The sequence below is a fragment of the Caulobacter sp. FG7 genome (assembly GCF_057808875.1).
Genome location: NZ_JBMDIW010000012.1, coordinates 98686 through 122881, shown reverse-complemented (window position 1 = coordinate 122881; position 24196 = coordinate 98686). Strand labels below are relative to the sequence as shown.

Here is a 24196-nt window from a genome sequence, read left to right as displayed (position 1 = left end):
ACCCCCAGATTGGTGATTTCCCCATGATCTCGCGCCTCACCCTGACGCTCGCCCTGCTGGCGGCGAGCGGCGGCCTCGCCATGGCCCAAAACGCCCCCGTGGCCGCCGTGCCGGCCGCCATCGTCGCCGACGGCCTGCCCCCGATCCCGCAGGAGCTGGTCTCGGCGACCACGCCCTACCTGCAGGCCCGCCACGCCAATTTCCTGGGCTGGAACGCCGCCGACCGCTCGATGCTGGTCAAGACCCGGTTCGGCGGCACCGACCAGGTGCATACGGTGGCGCGGCCCGACGCCGACCGCCGCCAGCTGAGCTTCGAGGCCGAGCCGATCCTGGCCGCCGCCCTGTCGCCGGCCGGCGACGCCCTGGTGCTGCAGAAGGACGTCGGCGGCGACGAGTTCTACCAGCTCTACCTGCTGGTCGACGGCCGCCCGCGCCTGGTGACCGACGGCAAGAGCCGCAACTGGTTCGGCGCCTGGTCGCCCGACGGCAGGCAGGTCGGCTACGCCTCGTCGCGCCGCAACGGCGCGGACATGGACCTCTATGTGGTCGATCCGCGCGATCCCAAGACCGACCGCCTAGTCGCCAAGGTCACCGGCGGCGGCTGGAACATCGCCGACTTCTCGGCCGACGGCAAAAAGGCCCTGGTGCTCAATCGCATGTCGATCAACGAGGCCATGGTCTACGAGCTGGATCTGGCCAGCGGCGCGATGACCGCCCTGACCGACGCGAAGGCCAAGGCCTCGTTCGTGGATCCCCACTACGCCCACGACGGCTCGGTGTGGCTGACTTCGGACAAGGACAGCGACTTCCTGCGCCTGGGCCGCCTCGATGCGAGGACCAAGGCCTTCGTGCCGGTGAGCAAGGAAGCGCGCTGGGACGTTTCCGATTTCGCCCTGTCGCCCGACGGAAGCTTCGCGGTCTACGCCGTCAACGAGGCCGGCGTGTCGCGCGTGCGGGTGCTCGATCTGGCCAGCGGCGCGGTGCGCACCGTCGAAGGTCTGCCGGGGGGCGTCATCCCCTACAGCATCGGTCCGGCCATCGAGATCTCGCCGTGGGGCGAGATCGGCCTGTCGATGTCGTCGGCCAAGGTCGCCGGCGACGCCTTCTCGATCGACGCCAGGACGCTGAAGGTCACCCAGTGGACCCACAGCGAGACCGGCGGCCTGGATCCCGCCAGGAACGTCGAGCCGCGCCTCGTGGAGATCAAGAGCTTCGACGGCGAGACGGTCTCAGGCTTCCTCTACCAGCCCGACCCGGCCAAGTTCCCCGGCAAGCGCCCGCTGATCGTCGACATCCACGGCGGTCCCGAAGGCCAGACCCGTCCCGACTTCCTCGGGGGGAACAACTACCTGGTCAACGAACTGGGGGTGGCGCTGTTCTTCCCCAACGTCCGCGGCTCGTCGGGCTACGGCAAGCGTTTCGTCAATCTCGACAACGGCCCGTTCAAGCGCGAGGACTCGGTCAAGGACATCGGGGCCTTCCTCGACGCCCTCTCCAAGGAGCCGGCCCTCGATGCGGACCGCTTCGCGGTCAACGGCGTCTCCTACGGCGGCTACATGTGCTACGCCTCGGCCACGCACTACAGCCCGCGCCTGAAGGGCGCCAACTGCTACGTCGCGATCTCCAACTTCGTCACGTTCCTCGAGAACACCCAGTCCTACCGGCGCGACCTGCGCCGCGTGGAATACGGCGACGAGCGCGATCCCAAGCAGCGCGCCCAGTTGATGAAGATCTCGCCGCTGACCAGCGTCGACAAGATCACCATCCCGCTGCTGGTCGCCACCGGCGGCACGGATCCGCGCGTGCCGGCCTCCGAAGCCGACCAGATGATCGCCGCCGTCCGTGCCAAGGGCGGCGAGGCCTGGCACCTGCTGGCCAAGAACGACGGCCACGTCTTCCGCAAGAAGGAAAACGCCGACTACTACTTCTGGAGCAGCATCATGTTCTGGCGAAAGACGTTGCTGGGCGAGTAGCGCTGGGCGGCCAGGCTGGAAATGAGCAGGGCGCGGAACGAGGGTTCCGCGTCCTGTTTCGTTTGGGGGAGGGCGCATGGCGGCCCGGGAGGGACTCGAACCCCCGACCTTCGCTTTAGGAAAGCGCTGCTCTATCCTGCTGAGCTACCGAGCCGCTTGCGTGGCGGAGAGGGTGCATAGCGCATGTTGCGCCGGGTGCGAAGCCTGAGCGTGGCGGCGGCGCGGCGGATTGTCGCAAGGGTGCGGGGTGGAAATGTCGCACGGCGCCGCTTCAAAGCCTTGATCTGGTTCGACTGTGCGTCGCCCGGAAGACTCTGTTAACCTTCCCGGCAACCGTGAGTAGATGCGTGCGTCGTCACGCCTCTTGTTGTTGTCCCCCCCGCGCGTGCTAGGCTCGCGTTCCAGTGGATCCGCGAGCGTCCTTTCGTATGTTGGATATGGCCGAGCACGACCTGTCGGACGGCGAAGACGATTCCGCCCTCCTGACTCTGGTCGAAACGATCGAGGAGCTCTCGGCGACCCGGACCATCGACGAGGTGGCCGCGGTGGTCCGCTCTTCCGCGCGCCGAATTTCGGGCGCCGACGGCGTGGCCTTCGTGCTGCGCGACAATGACTGCTGCTGGTACCTGGACGAGGACGCGATCGGCCCGCTGTGGAAGGGCAAGCGCTTCCCGCTGACCGCCTGCATCTCGGGCTGGTCGATGCTGAACCGCCAGACGGTGGTGATCCCCGACATCTACCAGGACGACCGCATCCCGCACGACGCCTACCGGCCGACCTTCGTCAAGAGCCTGGTGATGACGCCGGTGCGCACCCGCGACCCGATCGCGGCCCTGGGCGCCTACTGGGCCAAGGAGCATACGCCGCCGCCGGAGATCGTGGCCAAGCTTCAGGTGATGGCCCGCGCCACCGCCGCGGCCCTGGAGAGCGGCCGGCTGCACGCCTCGCTGAACAAGGAGCTGGAGCGGCGCACCTTCCTGATGCGCGAGCTGGACCACCGGGTGAAGAACACCCTGGCCTCGGTGCAGTCGATCGCCAGCCAGACCCTGCGCACGGCCGCCTCGCCGCAGGCCTTCAACGAGTCGTTCGAGTCGCGCCTGCTGGCCCTGTCGCAGGCCCACGAGCTCCTGACCAGGCAGGCCTGGGGCAAGGCCCACCTGCGCGAGATCCTGGCGGCGGCCATGCGCCCGTTCGGCGGGCTGGAGGACGGCCGTTTCGTGGTCGAGGGACCGCCGATCGAGATCACGCCCGAGGCGGCCGTGGCCGTGCATATGACCCTGCACGAACTGATCGTCAACGCCGCCAAGTACGGGGCCCTGTCGGTCCCGACCGGCGCGGTGTCGGTTTCCTGGCGCATCGAGGACCAGGGCGGGCTGCATCCCACCTTCGCCCTGGAATGGCGCGAGCGCGGCGGTCCGCCGGTGGCGGCCCCGGAACCCAAGGACGAAGGCTTCGGCTCGCGGCTGATCCGCCGCGGCCTGTCGCGCGACCTGGGCGGCGCGGCGGTGCTGGACTTCGCGCCCGAGGGCCTGACCTTCACCTTCCGCGCGCCCCTCTCGCAAAGGCTGGCGGCGGCATGAGCGGGCGTCGGATCATGATCGTCGAGGACGAGGCCCTGGTGGCCATGATGGTCGAGGACCTGCTGACCGATCTCGGCTGCGAGGTCTCCGGCTCGTTCGGCGCGGTGGGCGAGGCCCTGGCCTATCTGGACGACGGCAAGCCGCCGCTGGACGGGGCGGTGCTCGACATCAACATCGGCGGCGAGATGGTGTTTCCGGTCGCCGAGGCCCTGCGGGCCAAGGGTGTGCCGTTCGTCTTCGCCACCGGCTACGGGGCCCTGCCGCGCAAAGGCTTCGAGGACGTCACCGTGCTGTCCAAGCCGATCAATTTCGGCCACCTGCGCGACGCCGTGCACGGGTTCGGCCAGGCGGCCTGACAGGCCGCGCGCCGGAAAACCGCTCGAGCGCCGTTTGCTTCTGCGACCCTTTCGCCGGAGCCCGCCCGTGCCTCGCCCCATCCAGACCTGTCTTGCCGCCGTCGCCCTGATCGGCGGCCTCGTCGTCGCTTCGGCGGGCGAGGCCGGGCCCGTGCGTGAACGCCTGCGCGAGCGGATGGCCCAGCGCCTGCAGGGGAGGCAAGGCGAGGAGGCGCGGCCGCTGGACCTTCTGGCGATGGCGCCGGGCGCGCGCAAGGTGGAGGCCGCCTACGGCCCTTCGGCCAGGCAGGCGATCGACGTCTACATCCCGCCGGGCGCGCGCGACGCGCCGATGATCGTCATGGTCCATGGCGGGGCCTGGAAGATCGGCGACAAGGCCAATACAGGCTCAATCGAGAACAAGCTGAAGCACTGGCTGCCCGAGGGCTACGTGTTCGTCAGCGTCAACTACCGCCTGCTGCCCGAGGCCATGGCCGAGAGCCAGGCGCAGGACGTGGCGGCGGCCATGCGGCTGGTCCAGGCGCGCGCGGGCGAGTGGGGCGGCGATCCCCGGAAGATCGTGCTGATGGGGCACTCGGCGGGGGCGCACCTGGCGGCCCTGCTGTCGTCGAAGCCCGACATGGTCGGCCGGCCGTGGGCGGGCACGGTGGTGCTGGACTCGGCGGCGATGAAGGTCTCGACCGTCATGCAGCGGCGTCACCCGGCCTTCTACGACGAGGCCTTCGGCGCTGATCCGGCCTTCTGGGCCAGGGTTTCGCCGATGGACCAGTGGTCCCGCGCCGCCGTGCCGATGCTGCTGGTCTGTTCGTCCCGGCGGCCGGATCGTCCGTGCGACGAGGCCGAGGCCTTCGCCGCCCTGACCGCGCGGGCGGGGGTGACGACGCCGGTCCTGCCCCAGGCGCTGAGCCACGCCGACATCAACCGCACGCTGGGCCTGCCGGGGTCATACACGCAGGCGGTCGACGCCTTTCTCGACGGCGTCCTTAAGTAGCCATCACGCGGGCGCTCGCGTTGACCTCAACCAGGGTTGAGGTTCTAGAGGCCTGGTCGGTCCAAGCGCTCCCACGGGGGAGCCGCGCATTCGGAGCCGACGTCATGCCCCTTTCCCTGCAACGCCCGCGCTGGGTTCTCGTCCTGGCCTGGCTGCTGGCCGCATTCTTCGTGTTCGGGGCGGTCGGCAACCTGCTGGCGCCGCCCGACATCGCAGAGAGCTACCGGCGCTGGGGCTATCCGGACTGGTTCCATTTCGTGACCGGCGCGCTGGAGCTGGCGGCGGCCGGGATGCTGGCCTGGCGGCGCGCGCAGCCGGTCGGCGCGGGGCTGGCGGCGTCGGTGATGGGAGCGGCGGTGCTGACCGTGGTGCTGCATCGCGACTGGGGCCACCTGCCGCCGCCGCTTACCGTGCTGGCGCTGTCGGCGCTGGTCGGCTGGGGCGCGCTGCGGGGCGCGCGCGCCTAGCCCGGCTCGCCGTAGACGACGCCATGCCCGTCCGTGCCCACATAGGCGTGTCCGTACACCCGCATGTGGACCAGGCAGCGGAACCGGCGGCCGTACTCGTGGGAGCCGTCGTTGATGCGGACCCAGCTTTTCCCCTCGTCGCCCGAGCGCCAGATGGCCTTTGCCGTTGGGGGGCGGCGTGTGTCGGAGCGTTGGAAATGATGTCGGCTTCGATCTCAAACGTACTGTTCCAGCAAGGTCTGGCATGCGGTCGACACGTTTCACCAGCCCCAATTGGTAGCGATAACCAAGCTCTACTTTCGCGTGGCGTGGCCGAAAGGACGCAACCGCGGCTCAATTCGCTACGCCGTTCCGGCTGCGTTTGACAGGCGGTGATGGCGGCGCCTAATCGCTCTTGCGAGTCATTATCGTTGTTGCGAGAGCCCAATGCCCTGCACCTTCCGCGCCCTTCTCCTGGCCGCCGCGCTGAGCCCGGCCGTGCTGGCCGCCGCCGCCCATGCCGACGAGGCCCCCCCGGCAGACGCCACGGCCGAAGCGACGGCGGACAGCAACGTGGACGGCGTGGTGGTGACCGGGGCCCGCGCTCGCTCCACCGGCGCGACGGGCCTGGATCTCAGCCTGCGCGAGACGCCGCAGTCGATGACCATCGTCGGCCAGCAGCAGATCCGCGACTTCGGCCTGACCAGCGTCACCGACCTGCTGGACCGCGTGGTGGGGATCAACGTCGAGCGGGTCGAGACCGACCGCACCTACTTCAACGCCCGCGGCTTCGATGTGACCAACTTCCAGGTCGACGGCGTGGGCCTGCCGCTGAACTGGGGCATCCAGTACGGCGAGATCGACACCATCCTGTTCGACCGTGTCGACGTGGTGCGCGGCGTCAACGGCCTGACCACCGGCGTCGGCAACCCCTCTGCCACGGTCAACTACATCCGCAAGCGTCCGATCGCCGGCTTCCAGGCCTCGGCGGCGGCTTCGTACGGGTCGTGGAACGACAAGCGCCTGGAGGCCGACGTCTCCGGCTCGCTGAACGCGTCGGGCACGCTGTCGGGCCGGCTGATCTACGCCAACCAGGACCGCGACTCCTATCTCGACCACTACAAGGTCAACCGGAACGTCTATTACGGCGTGCTGTCGTGGGACGTGACGCCGAAGCTGAACGTCACCGGCGGCTATTCGCAGCAGGACAACCTTGCCGACGGCGTGCTGTGGGGCGCCCTGCCGCTGAGCTTCTCGGACGGCTCGCGCATCCCCTGGAAGCGCTCGGCCAGCACCTCGGCCGACTGGTCCTACTGGGACGTCAACGACAAGACCGCCTTCGTCGAGGCGAGCTACCTGTTCGACAACGACTGGGTCGCCAAGGCCACCTACACCCACAAGGACGTCGAGCAGAACGCCAAGCTGCTCTACGCCTCGGGCTATCCGGACAAGACCACGGGCCTGGGCATCGGCGGCTTCGTCGGCCACTACCCGTCGGAGTCCAAGCAGGATCTCGCGGACCTGACCTTCAACGGCCCGGTCTCGCTGTTCGGCCGCAGCCACCAGCTGGTGTTCGGCGCCAGCTACGCCGAGCAGACGCGTGAGGACTTCGCCTCGTCGGGCACGACCTATCCGGCCTATCCGTCGGTCTATGACTGGGGCAGCGTCGCCGAGCCGACCACCTATACCGACCTCTACTCGGCCGCCCAGATCAAGGATCGCCTGACCCGCGTGTTCGGCGCCGCGCACCTGAACTTCACCGATCGCCTGAAGGGCGTAGTGGGCTTCAACGCCGTCGAGCAGAAGACGTCGGGCACATCGTACGGCGTCGACCAGGGCCGCACGGTCTCCAAGACCAGCCCCTATGCCGGCCTGGTCTTCGACCTGACGCCGCACGTGTCGCTGTACGGCAGCTACACCGACATCTTCAATCCGCAGGCCGAGGTCGACGCGAGCAATCGCAAGCTCGATCCGGTGCAGGGCGAGAGCTTCGAGGCGGGCCTGAAGAGCGAGTGGTTCGGCGGCAAGCTCTACGCCAGCGCCGCGGTGTTCAAGGTCGAGCAGCAGAACCTGGCGACCGCCGCCGGCGCCTTCCCGATCGACAGCACCGTCGGCCAGCCGGGCGCCACCTACTACACCGGCGTCGACACCACCTCGAAGGGCTACGAGTTGGAGGTCAGCGGCATGGTCACCGACCGCTGGCAGCTCAGCGCCGGCTGGACCCAGCTGTCGCTCGAGGACAAGGACGGCGAGGACGCCCGTACCTTCCTGCCGCGCAAGAGCCTCAAGGTCTCGACCACCTACAGCTTCCCCGAATGGCGCAACGCCAAGGTCGGCGCCTCGCTGCGCTGGCAGGACGAGATCTCGGGCCTGGACACCTTCGTGGTCACCCAGAAGGCCTATGCCGTGGTCGATCTGATGGGCAGCGCCGACCTGACCGACAACATCAAGGTCACGCTCAATGTCCGCAACCTGTTCGACGAGTCCTACCTGAACAGCGTCATGTGGGGACAGGCCTACTACGCCGCGCCGCGTAACGCCTCGGTGCGCCTTGACTATCGCTTCTAAGAATCATTCCTAGAAACACCCTTGAGGAGCCGGCGCGCCCGTCGCGCCGGCTTCGTTCGGTTCTGATCGACTGGAGGCGGCCGACATGGACGCGCGCAATCTCGACACGCCCTATGCGCCGCCTGCCACGCAGCCGGTGCGCCGGGCCGCCGGCGCGGCCAAGGCCGTTCGCGCGGCCGTGCGGCCGACCCTGACCTTCATCCACCGCTGGGTGGGTCTGATCATGGCCGGCTTCCTGTTCATCTCGGGCGTCACCGGCGCGGTGATCTCGTGGGACCACGAGCTGGACGACGTGCTCAACCCGCACCTGATGCACGCCAAGACCGACGGCCCGGCCCTGCCGACCCTGGACATCGTCAAGGCGGTCGAGGCGCGCGACCCGCGGGTGATCGTCTCGTACTTCCCGCTGGTCGCCGAGCCGGGCGAGACCCTGGCCATCGGCGTCGACGCCCGCCAGGACCCCAAGACCGGCAAGCACTACGAGCTGGGCTACAACCAGGTGTTCGTCGACCCGGCGACGGGCGTCGAGCAGGGGCGGCGCGAGTGGGGCGCGGTCTGGCCGATCAAGACCGAGACCTTCGTCTCGTTCCTCTACGTGCTGCACTACACCCTGCACATTCCCGAGTTCTGGGGCGTCGACCGCTGGGGCATCTGGCTGCTGGGCGTGATCGCGGTCTTGTGGACGCTGGACTGCTTCGTCGGCTTCTATCTGACCCTGCCGGCCGGCAGCGCCAACGGTCGCAAGCCGGCCAAGAGCTTCTGGAGCCGCTGGAAGCCGGCCTGGCAGATCAAGACCAAGGCCAGCGCCTACCGGATCAATTTCGACATCCACCGGGCGTTTGGCCTGTGGCTGTGGGGCGTACTGTTCGTGGTGGCCTTCACGGCCTTCTCGCTGAACCTCTACAGCGAGGTGTTCTATCCGGTGATGTCGAAGATCTCGAAGGTCTCGCCGACGCCGTTCGACACCCGCACGCCGACCAGCCACGACAACCCGATCCTGCCCAGGCAGACCTATGAGACGATCATCGCCAAGGCCAAGGCGGACGCGCAGGCGCGCGGCTTCACCGCCCCGGTGGGCGGGGCCTTCTATTCGGCCCACTACGGCATCTACGGCGTGGCCTTCCACAAGGTGGGCGACGACCACGGGGCCGGCGGCGTGGGTCCGCCCTATCTCTATTACGACGGCGCCGACGGCCGTTACCTGGGCGAGCGCCTGCCGTGGAAGGGCACGGCGGCCGACATCTTCGTCCAGGCCCAGTTCCCGCTGCACTCGGGCCGGATCCTGGGGATCCCGGGCCGCATCCTGATCTCGCTGACGGGCCTGGTGGTCGCCGCGCTCAGCGTCACCGGCGTGGTCATCTGGCTGAAGAAGCGCCGGGCCCGCGTGCTGCGGAGAAAGCCGGCCTAGGGGCTCAGCAGCTGGTGTGGCCGCTGCGGGTCCAGGCGGCCGAGGCCTGCGCGAGCTGGCGCAGGACGGCCAGGTCGATGTCGGCCAGGCGCTTGACGTAGACGCAGGACACGGCCGAGCGGTGCTTGCCCAGCCGGGCCAGCAGCTCTTCGCGCTCGGGGAAGTCGGAGGCGAAGTAGAGCACCAGCTCGGTCTTGCGCGGCGAGAAGCCGAGCAGGGGCCAGTCCATCGGCTTGGGGCCGCCGGTCGAATAGGATCCGAAGCCGACGATCGAGGGGCCCCACATCACCGCGGGCGCGCCGGCGATTTCGGCCAGCAGGTCGCGGACGACCGCGGCGTCGGCCTGGCGGACGCTCGGCGAGGCGGCCAGGAACTCGTCGACGCTGGCGTCGGTAGGGCGGGTCTTGGGCTCTGCGGCCATGGCGGGGCTCCGGGCGATCGGGCGAGAGTGGGCGGGATGGCGCGCCTTGCCAAGGTCCCGGCCGATGCGGTTTGAGACGCCTGGTCGAAAGTTCCCGGGGGCGGATTGCGCTAGAAGGTTCGGACCCACAGCTTGGCCACGGGGGGGCGGAGCATGCCGCACGACGTCCAGCCTGATCGTCTGCCGTACCTGGCCGCCAATATCGGCGCCGACTACGCCGACAGTTTCGCCGCTTGCCGCGAACTGCTGGCGCTGATGTTCGAACTGGACGCGTCGTCGCCGGACGGGCGGGCCGGCTATGCCATGGACTTCGCCCTCTACGACTACGGCCCGATCAAGCTGGGCATGTCGCAGGGACCGGCGTCGATCATGGTCCGCGGCCCCCAACTCATCGCGCGGACGGGCGTCGACCAGTTCCACGTCCAGTATTATCGACGGCACGGCTTCGTCCTGACCCTGGATGGCGCGGCCCAGGAGGTTCGGCCAGGCGACATCTGCATGCTGGACCTGTCCCGCCCCGCCTCCCTGCGTACGGACGGGATCGACAACCTGTCCGCCATCGTCTCGCGCGATCTGCTTTCGCCGCTGCTGGCGGATGTCGGCGACGTTCACGGGCTGGTGCTGCGCCGCGACAGCGAGGCCGGCGTCGCCGTTCGCGAGCATCTGGAAGAGATGTGGCTGCGCGCGCCCGAACTGACGGTGGAGCAGGGGCTGGCTTGGAGCCGCTCGACCGCGGCCCTGCTGGCCGGCGTCGTGCGGGCCAACACCCAGAGTCGGGCCGCGACTCGCGCGGAACTGCGCAGGAGCCAGTTCCGCGCCATCTGCCGGCGCATAGACCGGGATATCGGCGACCCTGACCTTGGCCAGGCCGTGCTTACCCACCAGTTCTATGTGACGCGCCCGACCCTCTACCGGATGTTCGAGCCCCATGGCGGCGTCGGCAGGTACATTCTCGGACGTCGTCTGACCGGCGTGTTCCGCGACCTGTCGGATCCATCCCTGGTGCGCGAGCCGATCGCCGCGATCCTGCGTCGCTGGGGTCTCGAGAACCACACGGCCGCAGGACGCGCCTTTCGCGCCGCGTTCGGCATGACGCCCTCCGGCTGCCGATCCCATGCCCTGGCCGGGCAGGCGACGACCGGCGGCCCGGCGGCTTTCGATATTCCATCGGAGATGCCGGCGAACATCAGGGCGTTCCAGGGCGGCGTGGCGTCGAACGGATGAAAGGCCCGCCGGCGGCGATGTATTTCCAATGACCGATCGCGGAGGGGAGGGGCGCTCTCCAACGAAAAACGCCCCCGGCGGAACCGGGGGCGTCTTCGAAAACGTCGTAGCGTAGGAGGCCTTAGGCGGCGGTCTTGACCAGCGACTTGGTCAGGATGCCGATGGCGGCTTCGCGGTCGATGCGCTCGATGGCGGCGACTTCGCGGGCCATGCGGTCCAGGGCCGATTCATAGAGCTGGCGCTCCGAATAGGACTGTTCCGGCTGGTTCTCGGCGCGGTGCAGGTCGCGGACCACTTCGGCGATCGAGACGAGATCGCCCGAGTTGATCTTGGCTTCGTATTCCTGGGCGCGACGCGACCACATGGTGCGCTTCACGCGGGCGCGGCCCTTCAGGGTGGTGAGGGCCTGGCTGACGACGTCGCCTTCGGCCAGCGGACGCAGGCCGGCGACCTTGGCCTTCTTGGTCGGAACGCGCAGGGTCATCTTTTCGTGGTCGAAGGTGATGACGTAAACCTCGAGCGACATCCCGGCCACTTCCTGGGTCTCGATGCCCTGGATCGTCCCCACGCCGTGGGCGGGATAGACGACGTGATCGCCGACCGAGAATTCCAGACCGCTCTTGCTCATTCGTTCGTCCTCATAAAATTGGGCTTGCGCCCAAAACGCCGTTTCCAAACATTCCAAAAGGCGATAGCAACCCGACCGTCGGAGAGGCGGGGCCAAGTCGGATCAGGATTTGGAGTGTCTCTTAAGTCACCCTTCGCCTTCGATCGGGCGAGCCGTTGGAACGGCTGTCGTCTTCCACGAGACATGCAGGTGCGAGGCCGCACCCGTCACGTCGAGGGCGACAATAGCATAAAAATCAGCCTCATGAAAGGCTTGCGACCCCAAGCTGGGGTATTGCGGCTCGAATCGAGCCGCTAAACGCCGGATTTTGCGGGGATCAGGAGCCCTTGCCGGGCTTTTCGCTGAAATACTTCTCGAACTTGCCGGTCTCGCGCTCGAAGTCGGCGCGGTCGGCCGGCGGCTCGCCCTTCACGGTGATGTTCGGCCAGACCTTGGCGTATTCGGAGTTGATCCGCAGCCACTTGCCGTCGGCGTCGTCCTCGGTGTCCGGCTTGATGGCGTCGACCGGGCATTCCGGCTCGCAGACGCCGCAGTCGATGCATTCGTCCGGATTGATCACGAGGGTGTTCTCGCCCTCGTAGAAGCAATCCACCGGGCACACCTCGACGCAGTCCATGAACTTGCAGCGGATGCAGGCGTCGGTGACGATGTAGGTCATCGGAACTCGGGCGGCTTTCTTGGGACGGACGTAACGCGGCCGCGTTTTCGGAGCGACGGCGCCGAATGTCAATGCGGCGCGGCGCCCAAGACCCGCAGGATTTCTCATGGCGCCCGCAGGACGACAGGCAAAATCGTCGCCGATCGGCGCAGCGTCGGCTTTCCGACGATGCACAACGGCGTTCGTCGAAAGATACCTTTTCTTATGGAAGAGCGTTTCAGTGTGCGGTTGAGGACGCGTCCAAGAACAACGTCGGGAAGCCGACAGCAGAATGCTCTCCATGGCCCTGAAGCCCGCGCCGTCCATGGCGGCCGATGACATCCACGCGCAACTGCGGCTTCGAATGGCCTCGTTCGAGGCCTTCGTTACGCACGCCCCGTTCGCCGCGGCGCTGATCGACCGCAGCGGCCGGCTGGTCGCCGTCAGCCCCGAGTGGCGCGACGAGGACCTGACCCCGAACCTGCATCCCGGCGAGCCGTTCGCCCGCTGCCTGATGAACCTGGAGGACATCGAGAGCCTGGAGCGCTGCCTGGCGACGGGCGAGCCGTTCTCGCGCTATCGCGCCCAGGCCGGCCACGACGGCCAGCGCATCTGGCGCAGCGAGTTCGCCGCCTGTCGCAGCGACGAGGGCGTGATCTTCGCCGTCATCGTCACCGCCCGCGACGTCACCGGTTACGCCCAGACGGCCCTGCGGGCCGAGCGCAACGAGCAGCGCCTGAAGCTGGCGCTGGAGCTAGACGACCTGATGGTGCGCGAGGTCGATCTGAAGACCGGCGAGGTCTATGTCTCGGGCACCTGCCTCGAGCTCGAGAAGTGGTGCCTGTTCGACCGCGATCCGCTGGAGATCGTGCACGAGGACGACCGCGAGCGCATGGCCCAGATCATGCGCGCCCGCCGCGACGGCGAGGCCGCGGTGTTCGAGTTCCGCCTCAACCGCGACGACGGGGTCGAGACCTGGGTGCGCTCGGTGGGCAAGCGGTTCCTGGGTGCCGACGGCAAGCCCGAGCGGCTGGTCAACCTGTTCAAGGACATCACCGACCGCCGCCGGCAGACCGAAGCGGTCGAGAACCTGGCGTTCCGCGACCCGCTGACGGGCCTGCCCAACCGCGCCTACTTCCAGCGCAAGTTCCAGGAGGCGGTCGACGCCTCGGAGATGGTCGGCGAGATCTTCGGCCTGATCATGATCGACGTCGATCACTTCAAGGACATCAACGACACCCTGGGCCACGACGCCGGCGACGCCCTGCTGCGGCGGCTGGCCGACGTGCTGCGTCACGCCTTCCGCTCGGGCGACACGGTGGCCCGGCTGGGCGGCGACGAGTTTGCGGTTATCCTGCGAGGCCTGCACAGCGAGGGCGACATGCTGCGGCCGATCAAGTCGCTGCAGGACCTTCTGCGACAGCCGATCCAGCACGGCGGCCGCAGCTTCTCGGTCAGCGCCAGCATCGGGGCTGCCCTGCACGGCGATCCCGACGCCGACCCGCACCACATCTTCAAGAACGCCGACATCGCCCTCTATCGGGCCAAGGACGAGGGCCGCAACCGCTCGATCCTGTTCGATCCGTCGATGCGCTCGGCCCTGGAGCAGCGGCTGGAACTGCTGCGCGACGTGCGCGCGGCGATCGAGGCCGATGAGTTCATTCTCTACTATCAGCCGGTGATCGACCTGGAGAGCGGCTCGGTGGCGGGGTTCGAGGCGCTGATGCGCTGGGCCCATCCCGAGCAGGGCGTGCTGACGCCCGACCGGTTCATGGCCGCCTTCGAGGATCAGGACCTCTCGCTGAAGCTGGGCGACGTGGCCTTCGAGACGGCGCTGAAGCAGATGCGGGCCTGGCTGGACGCCGGGGTCGAGTTCGGCCGGGTGGCGGTCAACATCTCGGCCGCCCAGTTCCGCTCCGGGCGGCTGGCCGAGGAGGTGCAGGAGCGCCTGGCCCGCTGGGGCGTGCCGTGCGACCGCCTGACCATCGAGGTCACCGAGACGGTCTATATGGGCTGGGCCTCGGACGTGGTCAGCGACACGGTGCGCAAGCTGCACGCGGCGGGGGTGATGATCGCGCTGGACGACTTCGGCACCGGCTACGCCAGCCTGGCCAACCTGCGGCAGTTCCCGATCGACCGGCTGAAGATCGACAAGGGCTTCGTCCAGAACGCCGAGGACGCCGCCATCGTCAAGGCGGTGATCACCCTGGGCGGCTCGATGGGCATGAAGGTGGTCGCCGAGGGCGTCGAGGACCGCGAGCAGCTGGAAGCCCTGGCCGCCTATGGCTGCGACCAGGTGCAGGGCTACCACTTCAGCCGCCCGATGCCGCCAGAAAAGGTGCCGGGCTTCGTCGACGAGTTCGCCGGCTAGCCCAGGCGGCGCTTGATCCTGCGCACCAACTGCTCGCCGCGCAGCTCGGCCATGCCGATGGCGTTGCGTTCGTCGAGCACCACCCCGTCGGCGACCAGGATCTCGCGCAGCGTGCGGTAGTCGACGTCCTGCACGTCGGCCTGGCGGGTGGGGGCGCACAGCATGGCCGCCGCCGCGCCGGCCGCCTGGCCCAGCGTCATCGAGGTCATCTCCATGCGGATGGCCGAGAAGGCCTGGTGCGAGGCCGCAACGGCGAACGGCGTCAGCAGGTTGGTGGCCTGGTCGCGATGCGGCAGCATGATGTCGAGCGGCAGGATCGAGCGCTGGTCACGACCGCCGGAGTTCTGCTCGAAATTGCCCTCGTTCCAGATCGTCCAGCCGCGTTCGCCCTTCACGGCGATGCGCTGCACCAGGTGGCTGTCCTGGCGGTAGGAGGCCAGGGCCACGGCGCGCGACAGGCGCGGGGCGCCGTCCTTGTCGAGGTCGGCCGCCGACCACATGGCGCCGTTGTCGAGGCGGCGGGCCTCGCGGACATACAGCTGATAGGGCCAGCCGGCCGAGTCGTTGGCGTGCGGCCGGGCGTAGTGGTCCTTGGCCAGGCCCCACTGGCGGACTTCCTGCTGCAGCGAGGCGGGCAGGCGCTCGTCCTTCTCCCAGGCCAGGGCGTAGAAGAAGCCGCGAATGAAGTTCTCGTGCCGCTTCCAGATGACCTCGCGCTCGGCGTAGCCGGCGGTGGGATAGGCCCAGCTGAGCAGCACAGGGTCGGTCGAGAAGCCGCCGCGGGCGTTGACGTCGAAATAGCCGTCGCCCAGGTCGTTGGCGTAGATCAGGTCGTCGGTGAACGACCAGTCGGCGCCGTGCTTGAGGCCGGCCTGGCCGATGGCGGCCACGTAGCGGAACAGCACCTCGTAGTCGGCGCGTTCGTAGCCGGGCGGCGGCGTCGACGGCAGGTCGATGCGCAGTCCGGGCTTGTTGCTCATGGTCAGGCGGAAATTGTAGGCCTGCACGGCCTTGTCGGGCGCGCCGATCGGCTTCTGGTCGCCCGGCGCGACGCCGCGCAGCAGGCCGCTGGCCGGATCACCCTGGCGCAGGAACGGGTCGACGACGATCGGCCGGCCGCGGATCTGGAACTGGTGCGTGCTGGTCTCGCCCTCGCGGGTCGCGCCGCGATAGCCGCCCAGGTTGTTCAGGGGAGAGGCGGCCTCGCGGCCGACCTGGAAGCCGATGCCCGCGGCGGCCAGCAGGTCGCCCTCGTAGGAGGCGTCGATGAACACCCGTCCCTTGACGCGCAGGCCGTCGGCGGTCTCGAAGCCGGTGATGCGGCGGTCGGACTTGGCCACGGCGACGACGCCGCGCGAATAGACGACCGAGACCTGCTTGAGGGCCAGCATGTATTCGAAATAGGCCTCGGCCGCGCTGGGCTTGAAGCTGAAGCGGTTGCTCGCCTCGCCGCCGCCGCGCGACACCGCCTTGATCGTGCGCAGGGCTGCGCCGCCGAAGGCCTTGGCGTCCAGGAAGTCGGTCCAGCCCAGGCCGCCGCTCATCATCCCGCCGACATGGGCTTCGCGCCAGCCGCCGACGATCACCACCGAGGCGCGGGACTCCGCGACCTCCAGGGCCGCCATGACGCCGGCCGGGGTCGCGCCGTAGACGACGACATCGGCCGAGATCGCCTGGCCTTCGTGCTCGTAGAGGCGGCGCGGGCCGTCCGCCGCCGTGGCGATCTTGCCTTGATAGCAGCCGGCGAGAGAGGTCGAGGCGAGCGACAGCGCTCCCCCGAGCAACAGGCGACGATCGATCATGCAGCCCCCAGGGCGGCCGGATGCGACCGCGCGAAAGAGCAGCGTTACTAACCGCCGTTACGGTGAAGCTCCACGCTGCACAACCGGCGCCGTAAACGGCGCATTGCGGTGTGTCGCAGGGTTGTAATCCGTCTGGCCGCCGGCCCTACTTCTTGCTCATGTCGAGCTTGCCGATCCTGCCCTTGTCGACGAGCCAAATGTCCTTGCCGCCGTTGACGCCGACAGCCAGGGGCAGCTTGTAGAGGGTGCTGAGGAACACGTGGGTCTCGACCGGGGTGGGCGAGACGATGTGACTGGCGAAGGCCACGGCCGGCCTGCCGTCGGCGGCCTTGGGTTTTTCGATCAGCAGGCACGAGGCCGACAGGGCGTCGACGCGCCTGACCGTCTTGCCGTCGGCGGCGACGAAGATCCGGTAGTGGCCGCCGACCGGAATGGCGCCGGCGGCCGGGGCGGGGGCCAGCAGCCAGACGATCCAGCCGTCGCCGTCGGGGTTCTTGACCATGGCGGTGTTATAGCCGGCGCGGCAGGTGCTGGCGCCGGTCGTGGCAGCCGCCTGCCGGGCCGAGAAGGCCAGGCGCTCTTCGTCGGTCAGCTTGCGGTCGGTCGGCTCGGTGACCGGGCCGGCGCCCTTGCCGTCGACCACGACGTCGTAGCCGATCTCCAGCCCGCTGCCCTTGTCGCGCAGGAAGCGGACCTTGGCGGTCTTGCCGTCGTCCTGCACAAGCCAGCCCTTGAGGCCGGCGCCCTGTAGATCGGGAACCTTGGCGGCCAGGGCGTCGCTGGCCAGCCAGGCGGCGATGTCCTGGCGGTAGATGGCGTTCCCGAACGCCTCGATCTGCGGCAGGTCGTAGGCCGTGATCGGCGCGACAGGCTTGGCCGGAGCCTTGCCGGTCGTGGCGGCGGTCCCGGCGGAGGGCTGGGCGTGCGCGACGCCGGAAAGCAGAAGGGCCAGGCTGACGGCCATGGCCGGACGGAACGACGCCACGTAGGTACTCCCCCCAGGATGCAACTCATCCCAAGGTAGCGATTGGCGCGCAGACGTCCATGGGGAAAGAATAAGGTTCCGTTCTCTGTGCGCCGAGGCGTCGGAGGCTGTTTCTTGAGTGTTCACGGATGCTAAGGAAGGGCTCCATTCGGACAGCATGGTATCTGGATTGAGATCTGCGCTTGGCAAATTAGAGCTGGGCTATGTCTGAGGGGGCGAGCCAATGAGCCGGCATTCTTCCGCATCTGGAAAGTCTGCAACCGACCACACGGCAATCATCGGCGATGTGCCTGGGATGTGGTCAAAGCTACGGTGGGATGCTGAAGTCTTTCGGGATTTTCAGGTGAAATACCCTGACGAGGCTGAGCCTCTTGCCTATGCAGCGATCAATGTTTGCATAGCAGCGAGTAGCCTTGAAGATTGGGCTAAAAGAGCCATTCCTAAAAAAGAACGAGATACGTTCGACGAAGATCTAGCGGCTGCGGTTCCTCTGCAAGCCATGTGCGAGGCGATCGCCAACACCTCCAAGCACTCCGCCCATTCGGACGGGCGTTGGGGCGGTAGCGTTTCTCTCGACTGGGAGGAGGCTGATGAGTGGGCGCCGGAGGGCTATGTATTGCGGTACATTGGGCCTCATGGCAGCGATGAATTGGGCGGCGGTCTAGCCGCCAATCAGTTCCATAAATTGTTGAGTGATTGGTGGGCGTTCCTGCTTGCTAAGCAGCTCGTAACGCCGGACCAGGGGACACCCGCTTGGTTGCAGCGGAAAATTCTAAAAATCTTCCCAGCTCCTGAAGGTTTGATGGCTGAGGGCGAGCAAACCTGAAGCGCCTAACCCTCCAGCGCCTCGTACAGCCCCCGCGCCTCGGTGGCGGGGCCCCGGCGTTCGCCGCAGTCGAGGATGCGCACGTTCACCAGCCGGCCGCCGATGGCGAAGACCAGCACGTCGCCGGCTTTCAGCGAGCGCGAGGGCTTGTCGATGCGGCTGTCGGGAGCGCCGGCGCGGGTCAGGCGGATGCGGCCCTCGTCGACGAAGCGGGCGGCCATCGAGCGGGTCTTGAAGAAGCGGGCGCGCCACAGCCAGACGTCGGCGCGGCAGTGTTCGTCGTTGTGATGCGCCTCGTCGCTCATGAGGCGGCCTTTTCGGGTCCGGCGGCGGCCGGCTTGCGGCGGCGGGGCTTCCTGCGGCGCGCGGGCGGGGGCGGCGGCTCGGTCAGCTTGGCCAGGGCCGCGAACGGCGAGTCCGGGCGCGCCTTGACGGGCTTGGGCTCCAGCCGCTGGGCGCCGCGGCGTTTCCAGATGATCGGCGCGTCGGGCTTGGCGCGCACGGCCGGGGTGTAGTCGAGCGAGCGAAGGATCGAGGAAGCCTCGGGCGGGGTCCAGCCCAGGGCCTCCAGCGCCGCGGGAGTCAGCACCACGCCGCCGGGGCGCTGCTCGGCGCGCAGCAGGGCGTCGAGCTTTTCCAGGGTCTCGACCTGGACGAGATGCTTGCCGGCGACGCGCAGGCCGCTGGCGACCAGGGCGCGGGGCGAGGGCGGCGGCGAGGGCAGGGGGCAGAGGCCGACCAGCGGGCCGCGCCAGCCGCCGGGATCCAGCGCGCGGGCGCAGGCGATGGCCTCGGACTTCAGCACGCCCGGGCAATAGAGCGAGAAAGCGCCGATGCGCACGCCCAGGCTCTTCAGCGCCCGGCGCTCGGCCTGGCTGAGCGCCTTCAGTTCCGGTTCGAGCGGGCGCTTGTCGAGCACGCCGCCGGCCTCGAGCAGGCGATGGGCGACGCCGCGCGGCAGGCCGCGCAGTTCGCTGCCGGCCAAGGCCGCTTGCAGCTTGCGCAGTGGAGCCAGATGGCGGTCGACCTCGGAGGCCAGGAAGGCGTCGAGCCGGCGCTCGGCCCGCTCGCGGGCGGGGGCGGGGCCCAGTTCCCCCAGCAGGCGGGCACGCGGCGACAGCAGGTCGCCGCCCGAGCGCACGGCCCCGGCCGCCTCGCCGCGCCACAGGATAGCGCCGTCGGGCGTCAGGGCGAAGGCGTCGTCCGGTTCGGCGGCCAGCTGGCCCAGGCGGCGGGCGATCTCGGGTCCGACGGCGCGCTGGGCGGCGTTGCGCAAGGCTCGCTCCTCCAGCGGGGTGGCGGCTTTCTCGGGCGTGAAGGTGACGCCGGTCAGGCGGCCGACGACCTGGCCCTCGACGCTGACCTCGCCGTCCTGGGCCACGCCCGCCAGCAGCACCTCGCGCTCGCCCAGCTGCTTCATCAGCACGCTGGTGCGGCGGTCGATGAACCGGGCCATCAGCTTTTCGTGCAGGGTGTCGCTGATCTTGTCTTCGAGCTCGCGGGTGCGGCCCTGCCAGTGGACGGGATTGGCCAGCCAGTCGGGACGGTTGGCGATGTAGGACAGGGTGCGCACCCCCGACAGGCGCGCGGCCAGGCTGTCGATCTCGCCGTCGGTGCGGTCCAGCGCCTTGAACTGGCCGTTGATCCAGTCTTCCGGCAGGCGCTTGCGGCCCGTGGTCAAGTCGTCGAACAGGGTGCGGACCATCCGCTGGTGATCGTCGTCGGTGGTCTTGCGGAAGTCGGGGGTCTGGCAGACGTCCCACAGCTTCAGCAAGGCCGAACGGTCGGTCTTGCAGCGGGCGACGACGTCCTCGTGAGCGGCCAGCTTGCGCAGGGTGCGCTCGTCCAGCGCCTCCTGCGACAGGGTCAGGCCCGTGCGGTTAGGCGGTTCGGACAGCGAGCGCAGCAGGCCCTGCAGCGAGCCGAAGTCGAGCCGGGCGTTGCGCCATTCGGCCGCCAGGATCGGCTGGAAGGCGTGCTCCTCGACGGCCTGGACCAGGTCCTCGTCCATCTCCTCGCAGTCGCCGGTGACGCCAAAGGTGCCGTCGCGGGTGTAGCGGCCGGCGCGGCCGGCGATCTGGCCCACCTCCTGCGGATGCAGCCAGCGGGTGCGGCGGCCGTCGAACTTGCGAAGACCGGCGAAGGCCACGTGGTCGACGTCCATGTTCAGGCCCATGCCGATGGCGTCGGTGGCGACCAGGAAGTCGACCTCGCCGCTCTGGTAGAGGGCGACCTGGGCGTTGCGGGTGCGGGGGCTCAAGGACCCCATGACCACGGCCGCGCCGCCCCGCTGGCGGCGGATCAGTTCGGCGATGGCGTAGACCGCGTCGGTGGAGAAGGCGACGATGGCCGTGCGCCGGGGCAGGCGGGTCAGCTTCTTGGAGCCGGCGTAGGACAGGTTGGAAAACCGCTCGCGCCCGACGATCTCGGCGTCCGGCAGCAGGCGGCGGACCAGCGGGGCCATCGTCGCGGCGCCCAGCAGCATGGTCTCGAACCGGCCGCGGGCGTGCAGCAGGCGGTGGGTGAAGATGTGCCCCCGCTCGGGATCGGCGCACAGCTGGATCTCGTCGATGGCCACGAAGTCGACCTCGCGGCCCAGCGGCATGGCCTCGACCGTGCAGACGAAATAGGCCGCGCGCGGCGGGACGATCTTTTCCTCGCCGGTGATCAAGGCCACGGCGGCCTTGCCGCGCAGCTTGACGATGCGGTCGTAGATCTCGCGCGCCAAGAGGCGCAGCGGCAGGCCGATCATGCCCGAGCCGTGGCCGAGCATCCGCTCGACGGCCAGGTGGGTCTTGCCGGTGTTGGTGGGCCCCAGGACCGCGGTGAGCCGCGACGGGGCGAGGCCGGTGGAACGGTCGCTCATGACCCTCCGAAAGTGGGGCGGGAATCGTGGCGAGGCAAGCGGGGGCTTGGTCCCGGATGCGACGATCCGCCGCCCGGGTCGTAAACCATGCTGGACGGCATGACCGGCTATGAGGACAGCAGAGTTCCTCCCGCTCGCGCTTATCCCGGCCAAGGACCCATGTTCGCCACGCTTCGGTGTTTGGATCAGCACGACCCGACGCTGGTGATCTGGGCGCTGCTCGTCTGCCTGGCGTCGATGGCGGTGGGCGTGCACGCCTATCACCGCGGCGCGACGGCGGTGGGGCCGGCCCGCGTGGCGTGGATCCTGCTGACCGGCCTGGTGCTGGGCAGCGGCGTCTGGGCCACCCACTTCATCGCCATGCTGGGCTTCCAGCCCGGGCTGCGGCTCAGCTTCGACGAGCCGATGACGGCCCTGTCCTTCGTCGTGGCGCTGACCGGCCTGGCGGGCGGCGCGGGCCTGGCCATGACCGCGACCGGACGGACGAGGCGGATCATCGGCGGGGCGCTCTGCGGGGGAAGCATCGCGGCCATGCACTTCGTCGGCGTCTCGGCCATGCGGCTGCCGGCCCTGATGATCTGGCGGGCCGACCTGGTGGTCGCCGCGATCCTGATCGCCGCCGGGCTTTCCGCCCTGGCCTTCGCCGACCTGCGGCGCGAGAGCGGCCTGCGGGGACGCATGGCGTCGATCCTGCTGCTGGCGGCCGCCGTCTGCGGCCTGCACTTCGTGGGCATGGGCGCGGTCACCCTGCTGCCGGTCGCCGACCTCGAGGCCGCGGGCCGGTTCACGCGCGGCGAGCTGGCGCGGTCGGTCATCGCCATGGTGTCGATGATCGTCCTGGCCGGCTGCGGCATGCTGCTGACCCATCGCCTGGCCCATCGCTCGGCCTTCGCCACCCTGCGCTCGGCGCTGAACCGGGCGCCGATCGGCCTGGGCTATTTCGACCGCAACAACCTGCTGCAGGTGTGGAACGCCACCCTGGCCGACTTCGCCCGGCCCTACGGCCTGACCCTGGCGCGCGGCATGAGCCTCTCCGAAATCGCCGAACGTACGGCGATGGACGCCAAGGCCCGGCAGGCGGCCAAGGCGGTGCTCGACGCCGTCGACGACCAGGTGGGCGAGTGGGTGTCGCCCGACACTTTCAGTTCGCCCGACGGCCGCTTCCAGTCGCTGAAGCTGACGCCGGCCGAGGACGGCGGCTTCCTGCTGATCATCACCGACATCACCGAGCACGTGACGGTGACCGAGCGCGAGATCGAGGCCCGGCGCCTGGCCGAAGGCGCCAGCCGCGCCAAGAGCGAGTTCCTGGCCAATATGAGCCACGAGATCCGCACGCCGCTGAACGGCATACTGGGCATGACCCAGGTGATGTCGCGCGAGGCCCTGGACGACGACCAGCGCGAGCGGCTGGAGATCATCGGCGCCTCGGGAGCGGCGCTGCTGGAAATCCTCAACGACGTTCTGGACCTGTCCAAGATCGAGGCGGGCCGGATGGAGCTGAACGAGGCCGCGTTCGACCTGGAGGAGACGGTGCGCCTGGCGCTGGCGCCCTATGCGCCGCTGGTCGCCGAGAAGGACCTCGCGCTGACCCTGACCGTGGACGATGCAGCGGCGGGCGCGTGGTTGGGCGATGCGCCCCGGCTTCGTCAGATCCTTGGCAACCTGGTGGTCAATGCGGTGAAGTTCACCGACCAGGGCGGCGTGGCCGTGTCTGTCGAGCGGCGCGAGGCGGGCCTGCGCTTCATCGTGGCCGACACCGGCGAAGGGGTGTCGGAGGCCGACCGCGAGCGGATATTCAAGGCCTTCACCCAGGCCGACGCCTCGGCCACCCGGCGTCACGGCGGCACCGGGCTTGGCCTGACCATCTCGCGCAGCCTGGCCGAGCGGATGGGCGGCAGGCTGTGGCTGGAGAGCCGAGAGGGCGAGGGGGCGACCTTCGGCGTCGACCTGCCGCTGGTCCCGCTGGCCCAGGAGGCGGCGAGGAAAGTCGTCTCGCCGGCCGCCGCGGCGATCCCGCGGGGCGCGCTGCGCATCCTGGCGGCCGAGGACAACCCGGTGAACCAGACCGTGCTGCAGGCCCTGCTGGCGCCGTTCGAGGTCGAACTGGCCCTGGTCGCCGACGGCCGCCAGGCGATCGCCGCCTACGAGGCCGACCCGGCCATCGACCTGATCCTGATGGACATCCAGATGCCCGAGCTGAACGGCCTGGCCGCCGCCCAGGGCATCCGCGCGTTCGAGGCTGCGCACGCCCTGGCGGCCGTGCCGATCATCGCGGTGACCGCCAACGCCATGCCCCACCAGGTCGAGACCTATTTCGCCGCCGGCATGACCGGCTTCGTCGCCAAGCCGCTGAACCTCGCCGACCTGCTGGCGGCGATCGAAGGGGCGACGAGCCCGAAAGCGGACGCGGCGTAAGGGGGCGCCTGGAAACGGGCCTCTTTCGGGCGTATATACAAGTGCATACTTGGAGGCGCGGATGACGAGGTCCAGCACTCGAACCTTTCGCAGCGGCAACAGCCAGGCCGTGCGCCTGCCCAAGGAGGTGGCGTTCGCGGAGGAGACCGAGCTCACCCTGGTGCGCTCTGGCGACGTGCTGACGATCTATCCAGCGCGCGGCACGGTTCAGGACCTGGTCGCGCGGCTGGCCGAACTGCCCAAGCCGAGCGCCGTAGAGGTGCGCGACGATGAGGACCTGCCCGAGCGGCCTGGCCTCTAGAGCGTGGCGGCCTTCATCCTCGACACCAACGTGGCGATCCACCTGCGTGATGGCGATCCGGTCATTTCAGCCAAGATCGCGGCGTTGGATGGCGCGGTGCTGCTGTCGATCGTCTCACGCGTCGAGCTCGAAGGCGGCGTCTATCGCGAACTGGCGGACACGGCCGCGCGGCGGGCTCGGTTGGACGCCATGCTCGACATCCTGCCGGTGCTGGATTTCGGCGCCGAGGCGGCCGACGCCTATCGGGCGATCGTGCAGGCGACCGGCTACTCGCGTCGCAAGATCCTGGATCGGATGATCGCGGCTCAGGCGCTGACCCACCGCGCCACCCTCGTCACCTGCAACCCGGCCGACTTCCAGGATGTCCCGGGCCTGGCGCTGCTGGCCTGGTAGTCTTC

General features: G+C 69.0%; 20 protein-coding genes and 1 tRNA gene. 13 read left to right on the top strand and 8 right to left on the bottom strand.

Translation table 11 applies throughout. The features are described 5' to 3' along the window. Window positions 1–23 precede the first annotated feature (23 nt). Complete coding sequence (locus ACODR1_RS12050) at window positions 24–1973, top strand: S9 family peptidase (RefSeq protein ID WP_488880661.1); 1950 nt, start codon at window positions 24–26, stop codon at window positions 1971–1973. 77 nt (window positions 1974–2050) lie between these two features. Here ACODR1_RS12050 and ACODR1_RS12045 read toward each other — a convergent pair. Beyond that, a tRNA-Arg gene (locus ACODR1_RS12045) sits at window positions 2051–2127 on the bottom strand. A 283-nt stretch (window positions 2128–2410) separates the two neighbouring features. Here ACODR1_RS12045 and ACODR1_RS12040 point away from each other — a divergent pair. From ACODR1_RS12040 to ACODR1_RS12015, 6 genes are all read left to right on the top strand, one after another. Further along, window positions 2411–3553 carry a sensor histidine kinase gene (locus ACODR1_RS12040; RefSeq protein WP_488880660.1) on the top strand — a complete coding sequence of 381 codons (1143 nt, stop codon included), beginning with the start codon at window positions 2411–2413 and terminating at the stop codon, window positions 3551–3553. Further along, window positions 3550–3909: a response regulator gene (locus ACODR1_RS12035; protein WP_116487773.1), complete on the top strand. Its 360-nt coding sequence runs from the start codon at window positions 3550–3552 to the stop codon at window positions 3907–3909. Before ACODR1_RS12040 ends, ACODR1_RS12035 begins: the two co-directional genes overlap by 4 nt. A gap of 67 nt (window positions 3910–3976) precedes the next feature. Continuing rightward, complete coding sequence (locus ACODR1_RS12030) at window positions 3977–4900, top strand: alpha/beta hydrolase (protein WP_488880659.1); 924 nt, start codon at window positions 3977–3979, stop codon at window positions 4898–4900. Window positions 4901–5004: 104 nt separating this feature from the next. After that, complete coding sequence (locus tag ACODR1_RS12025) at window positions 5005–5367, top strand: DoxX family protein (protein ID WP_488880658.1); 363 nt, start codon at window positions 5005–5007, stop codon at window positions 5365–5367. 426 nt (window positions 5368–5793) lie between these two features. Continuing rightward, window positions 5794–7914 (top strand): TonB-dependent siderophore receptor, encoded by a 2121-nt coding sequence (locus tag ACODR1_RS12020; protein WP_488880657.1) that lies wholly within the window; start codon window positions 5794–5796, stop codon window positions 7912–7914. A gap of 85 nt (window positions 7915–7999) precedes the next feature. After that, window positions 8000–9322 carry a PepSY-associated TM helix domain-containing protein gene (locus ACODR1_RS12015; protein ID WP_488880656.1) on the top strand — a complete coding sequence of 441 codons (1323 nt, stop codon included), beginning with the start codon at window positions 8000–8002 and terminating at the stop codon, window positions 9320–9322. 4 nt (window positions 9323–9326) lie between these two features. Here ACODR1_RS12015 and ACODR1_RS12010 read toward each other — a convergent pair whose 3' ends face one another. Next, entirely contained in the window at window positions 9327–9743 is a 417-nt protein-coding gene (locus ACODR1_RS12010; RefSeq protein ID WP_488880655.1) for a DUF1801 domain-containing protein, read from the bottom strand. Between the two features lie 153 nt (window positions 9744–9896). Between ACODR1_RS12010 and ACODR1_RS12005 the strand changes: the two genes are divergently transcribed. Next, complete coding sequence (locus ACODR1_RS12005; protein WP_488880654.1) at window positions 9897–10967, top strand: AraC-like ligand-binding domain-containing protein; 1071 nt, start codon at window positions 9897–9899, stop codon at window positions 10965–10967. A 121-nt stretch (window positions 10968–11088) separates the two neighbouring features. Here the strand turns inward: ACODR1_RS12005 and ACODR1_RS12000 are convergent, their stop codons facing one another. Together ACODR1_RS12000 and fdxA are read right to left on the bottom strand one after the other, a co-directional pair. Next, complete coding sequence (locus ACODR1_RS12000; protein WP_058349270.1) at window positions 11089–11595, bottom strand: CarD family transcriptional regulator; 507 nt, start codon at window positions 11593–11595, stop codon at window positions 11089–11091. Window positions 11596–11911: 316 nt separating this feature from the next. Continuing rightward, window positions 11912–12253, bottom strand: coding sequence for a ferredoxin FdxA (gene fdxA, locus ACODR1_RS11995; protein WP_058349269.1), 342 nt, complete (start codon window positions 12251–12253; stop codon window positions 11912–11914). Window positions 12254–12524: 271 nt separating this feature from the next. On the opposite strand from fdxA, the gene ACODR1_RS11990 reads away from it, so the two are divergent. Beyond that, window positions 12525–14603: a putative bifunctional diguanylate cyclase/phosphodiesterase gene (locus ACODR1_RS11990; protein WP_488880653.1), complete on the top strand. Its 2079-nt coding sequence runs from the start codon at window positions 12525–12527 to the stop codon at window positions 14601–14603. On the opposite strand, the gene ACODR1_RS11985 is transcribed toward ACODR1_RS11990, so the two are convergent. After that, window positions 14600–16405 carry an FAD-dependent oxidoreductase gene (locus ACODR1_RS11985; RefSeq protein ID WP_488880652.1) on the bottom strand — a complete coding sequence of 602 codons (1806 nt, stop codon included), beginning with the start codon at window positions 16403–16405 and terminating at the stop codon, window positions 14600–14602. The two genes, ACODR1_RS11990 and ACODR1_RS11985, sit on opposite strands and share 4 nt — an antisense overlap. Window positions 16406–16550: 145 nt before the next feature. Further along, complete coding sequence (locus tag ACODR1_RS11980) at window positions 16551–17390, bottom strand: hypothetical protein (RefSeq protein WP_488880651.1); 840 nt, start codon at window positions 17388–17390, stop codon at window positions 16551–16553. Between the two features lie 223 nt (window positions 17391–17613). Between ACODR1_RS11980 and ACODR1_RS11975 the strand changes: the two genes are divergently transcribed. Continuing rightward, entirely contained in the window at window positions 17614–18216 is a 603-nt protein-coding gene (locus ACODR1_RS11975; RefSeq protein WP_488880650.1) for a hypothetical protein, read from the top strand. 5 nt (window positions 18217–18221) lie between these two features. On the opposite strand, the gene ACODR1_RS11970 is transcribed toward ACODR1_RS11975, so the two are convergent. Both ACODR1_RS11970 and ACODR1_RS11965 read right to left on the bottom strand, forming a co-directional pair. Continuing rightward, window positions 18222–18521, bottom strand: a complete 300-nt coding sequence (locus ACODR1_RS11970; protein WP_488880649.1) for an RNA-binding S4 domain-containing protein — start codon at window positions 18519–18521, stop codon at window positions 18222–18224. Further along, window positions 18518–21082: a helicase-related protein gene (locus tag ACODR1_RS11965; protein WP_488880648.1), complete on the bottom strand. Its 2565-nt coding sequence runs from the start codon at window positions 21080–21082 to the stop codon at window positions 18518–18520. The genes ACODR1_RS11970 and ACODR1_RS11965 overlap by 4 nt, the downstream gene beginning before the upstream one ends. Window positions 21083–21262: 180 nt before the next feature. On the opposite strand from ACODR1_RS11965, the gene ACODR1_RS11960 reads away from it, so the two are divergent. The 3 genes from ACODR1_RS11960 (at window position 21263) to ACODR1_RS11950 (ending at window position 24191) form a co-directional block, all read left to right on the top strand. Next, window positions 21263–23497 (top strand): ATP-binding protein, encoded by a 2235-nt coding sequence (locus ACODR1_RS11960; protein ID WP_488880647.1) that lies wholly within the window; start codon window positions 21263–21265, stop codon window positions 23495–23497. A 61-nt stretch (window positions 23498–23558) separates the two neighbouring features. Further along, window positions 23559–23798, top strand: a complete 240-nt coding sequence (locus ACODR1_RS11955; RefSeq protein WP_488880646.1) for an antitoxin — start codon at window positions 23559–23561, stop codon at window positions 23796–23798. A 3-nt stretch (window positions 23799–23801) separates the two neighbouring features. Further along, a complete protein-coding gene (locus ACODR1_RS11950; protein WP_488880645.1) occupies window positions 23802–24191 on the top strand; it encodes a type II toxin-antitoxin system VapC family toxin in 390 nt (129 codons plus the stop codon). Window positions 24192–24196 lie beyond the last annotated feature (5 nt).

Excerpts from the sequence above, each read along its gene's own strand:
- ACODR1_RS11985 (WP_488880652.1), bottom strand. The coding sequence starts at position 16,405 with ATGATCGATCGTCGCCTGTTGCTCGGGGGAGCGCTGTCGCTCGCCTCG.
- ACODR1_RS12025 (WP_488880658.1), top strand. The coding sequence starts at position 5,005 with ATGCCCCTTTCCCTGCAACGCCCGCGCTGGGTTCTCGTCCTGGCCTGG.
- ACODR1_RS11975 (WP_488880650.1), top strand. The coding sequence starts at position 17,614 with ATGAGCCGGCATTCTTCCGCATCTGGAAAGTCTGCAACCGACCACACG.
- ACODR1_RS12020 (WP_488880657.1), top strand. The coding sequence starts at position 5,794 with ATGCCCTGCACCTTCCGCGCCCTTCTCCTGGCCGCCGCGCTGAGCCCG.
- ACODR1_RS11990 (WP_488880653.1), top strand. The coding sequence starts at position 12,525 with ATGCTCTCCATGGCCCTGAAGCCCGCGCCGTCCATGGCGGCCGATGAC.
- ACODR1_RS12050 (WP_488880661.1), top strand. The coding sequence starts at position 24 with ATGATCTCGCGCCTCACCCTGACGCTCGCCCTGCTGGCGGCGAGCGGC.
- fdxA (WP_058349269.1), bottom strand. The coding sequence starts at position 12,253 with ATGACCTACATCGTCACCGACGCCTGCATCCGCTGCAAGTTCATGGAC.
- ACODR1_RS11965 (WP_488880648.1), bottom strand. The coding sequence starts at position 21,082 with ATGAGCGACCGTTCCACCGGCCTCGCCCCGTCGCGGCTCACCGCGGTC.
- ACODR1_RS12005 (WP_488880654.1), top strand. The coding sequence starts at position 9,897 with ATGCCGCACGACGTCCAGCCTGATCGTCTGCCGTACCTGGCCGCCAAT.
- ACODR1_RS12000 (WP_058349270.1), bottom strand. The coding sequence starts at position 11,595 with ATGAGCAAGAGCGGTCTGGAATTCTCGGTCGGCGATCACGTCGTCTAT.
- ACODR1_RS12040 (WP_488880660.1), top strand. The coding sequence starts at position 2,411 with ATGGCCGAGCACGACCTGTCGGACGGCGAAGACGATTCCGCCCTCCTG.
- ACODR1_RS12035 (WP_116487773.1), top strand. The coding sequence starts at position 3,550 with ATGAGCGGGCGTCGGATCATGATCGTCGAGGACGAGGCCCTGGTGGCC.
- ACODR1_RS11955 (WP_488880646.1), top strand. The coding sequence starts at position 23,559 with ATGACGAGGTCCAGCACTCGAACCTTTCGCAGCGGCAACAGCCAGGCC.
- ACODR1_RS11970 (WP_488880649.1), bottom strand. The coding sequence starts at position 18,521 with ATGAGCGACGAGGCGCATCACAACGACGAACACTGCCGCGCCGACGTC.
- ACODR1_RS12010 (WP_488880655.1), bottom strand. The coding sequence starts at position 9,743 with ATGGCCGCAGAGCCCAAGACCCGCCCTACCGACGCCAGCGTCGACGAG.
- ACODR1_RS12015 (WP_488880656.1), top strand. The coding sequence starts at position 8,000 with ATGGACGCGCGCAATCTCGACACGCCCTATGCGCCGCCTGCCACGCAG.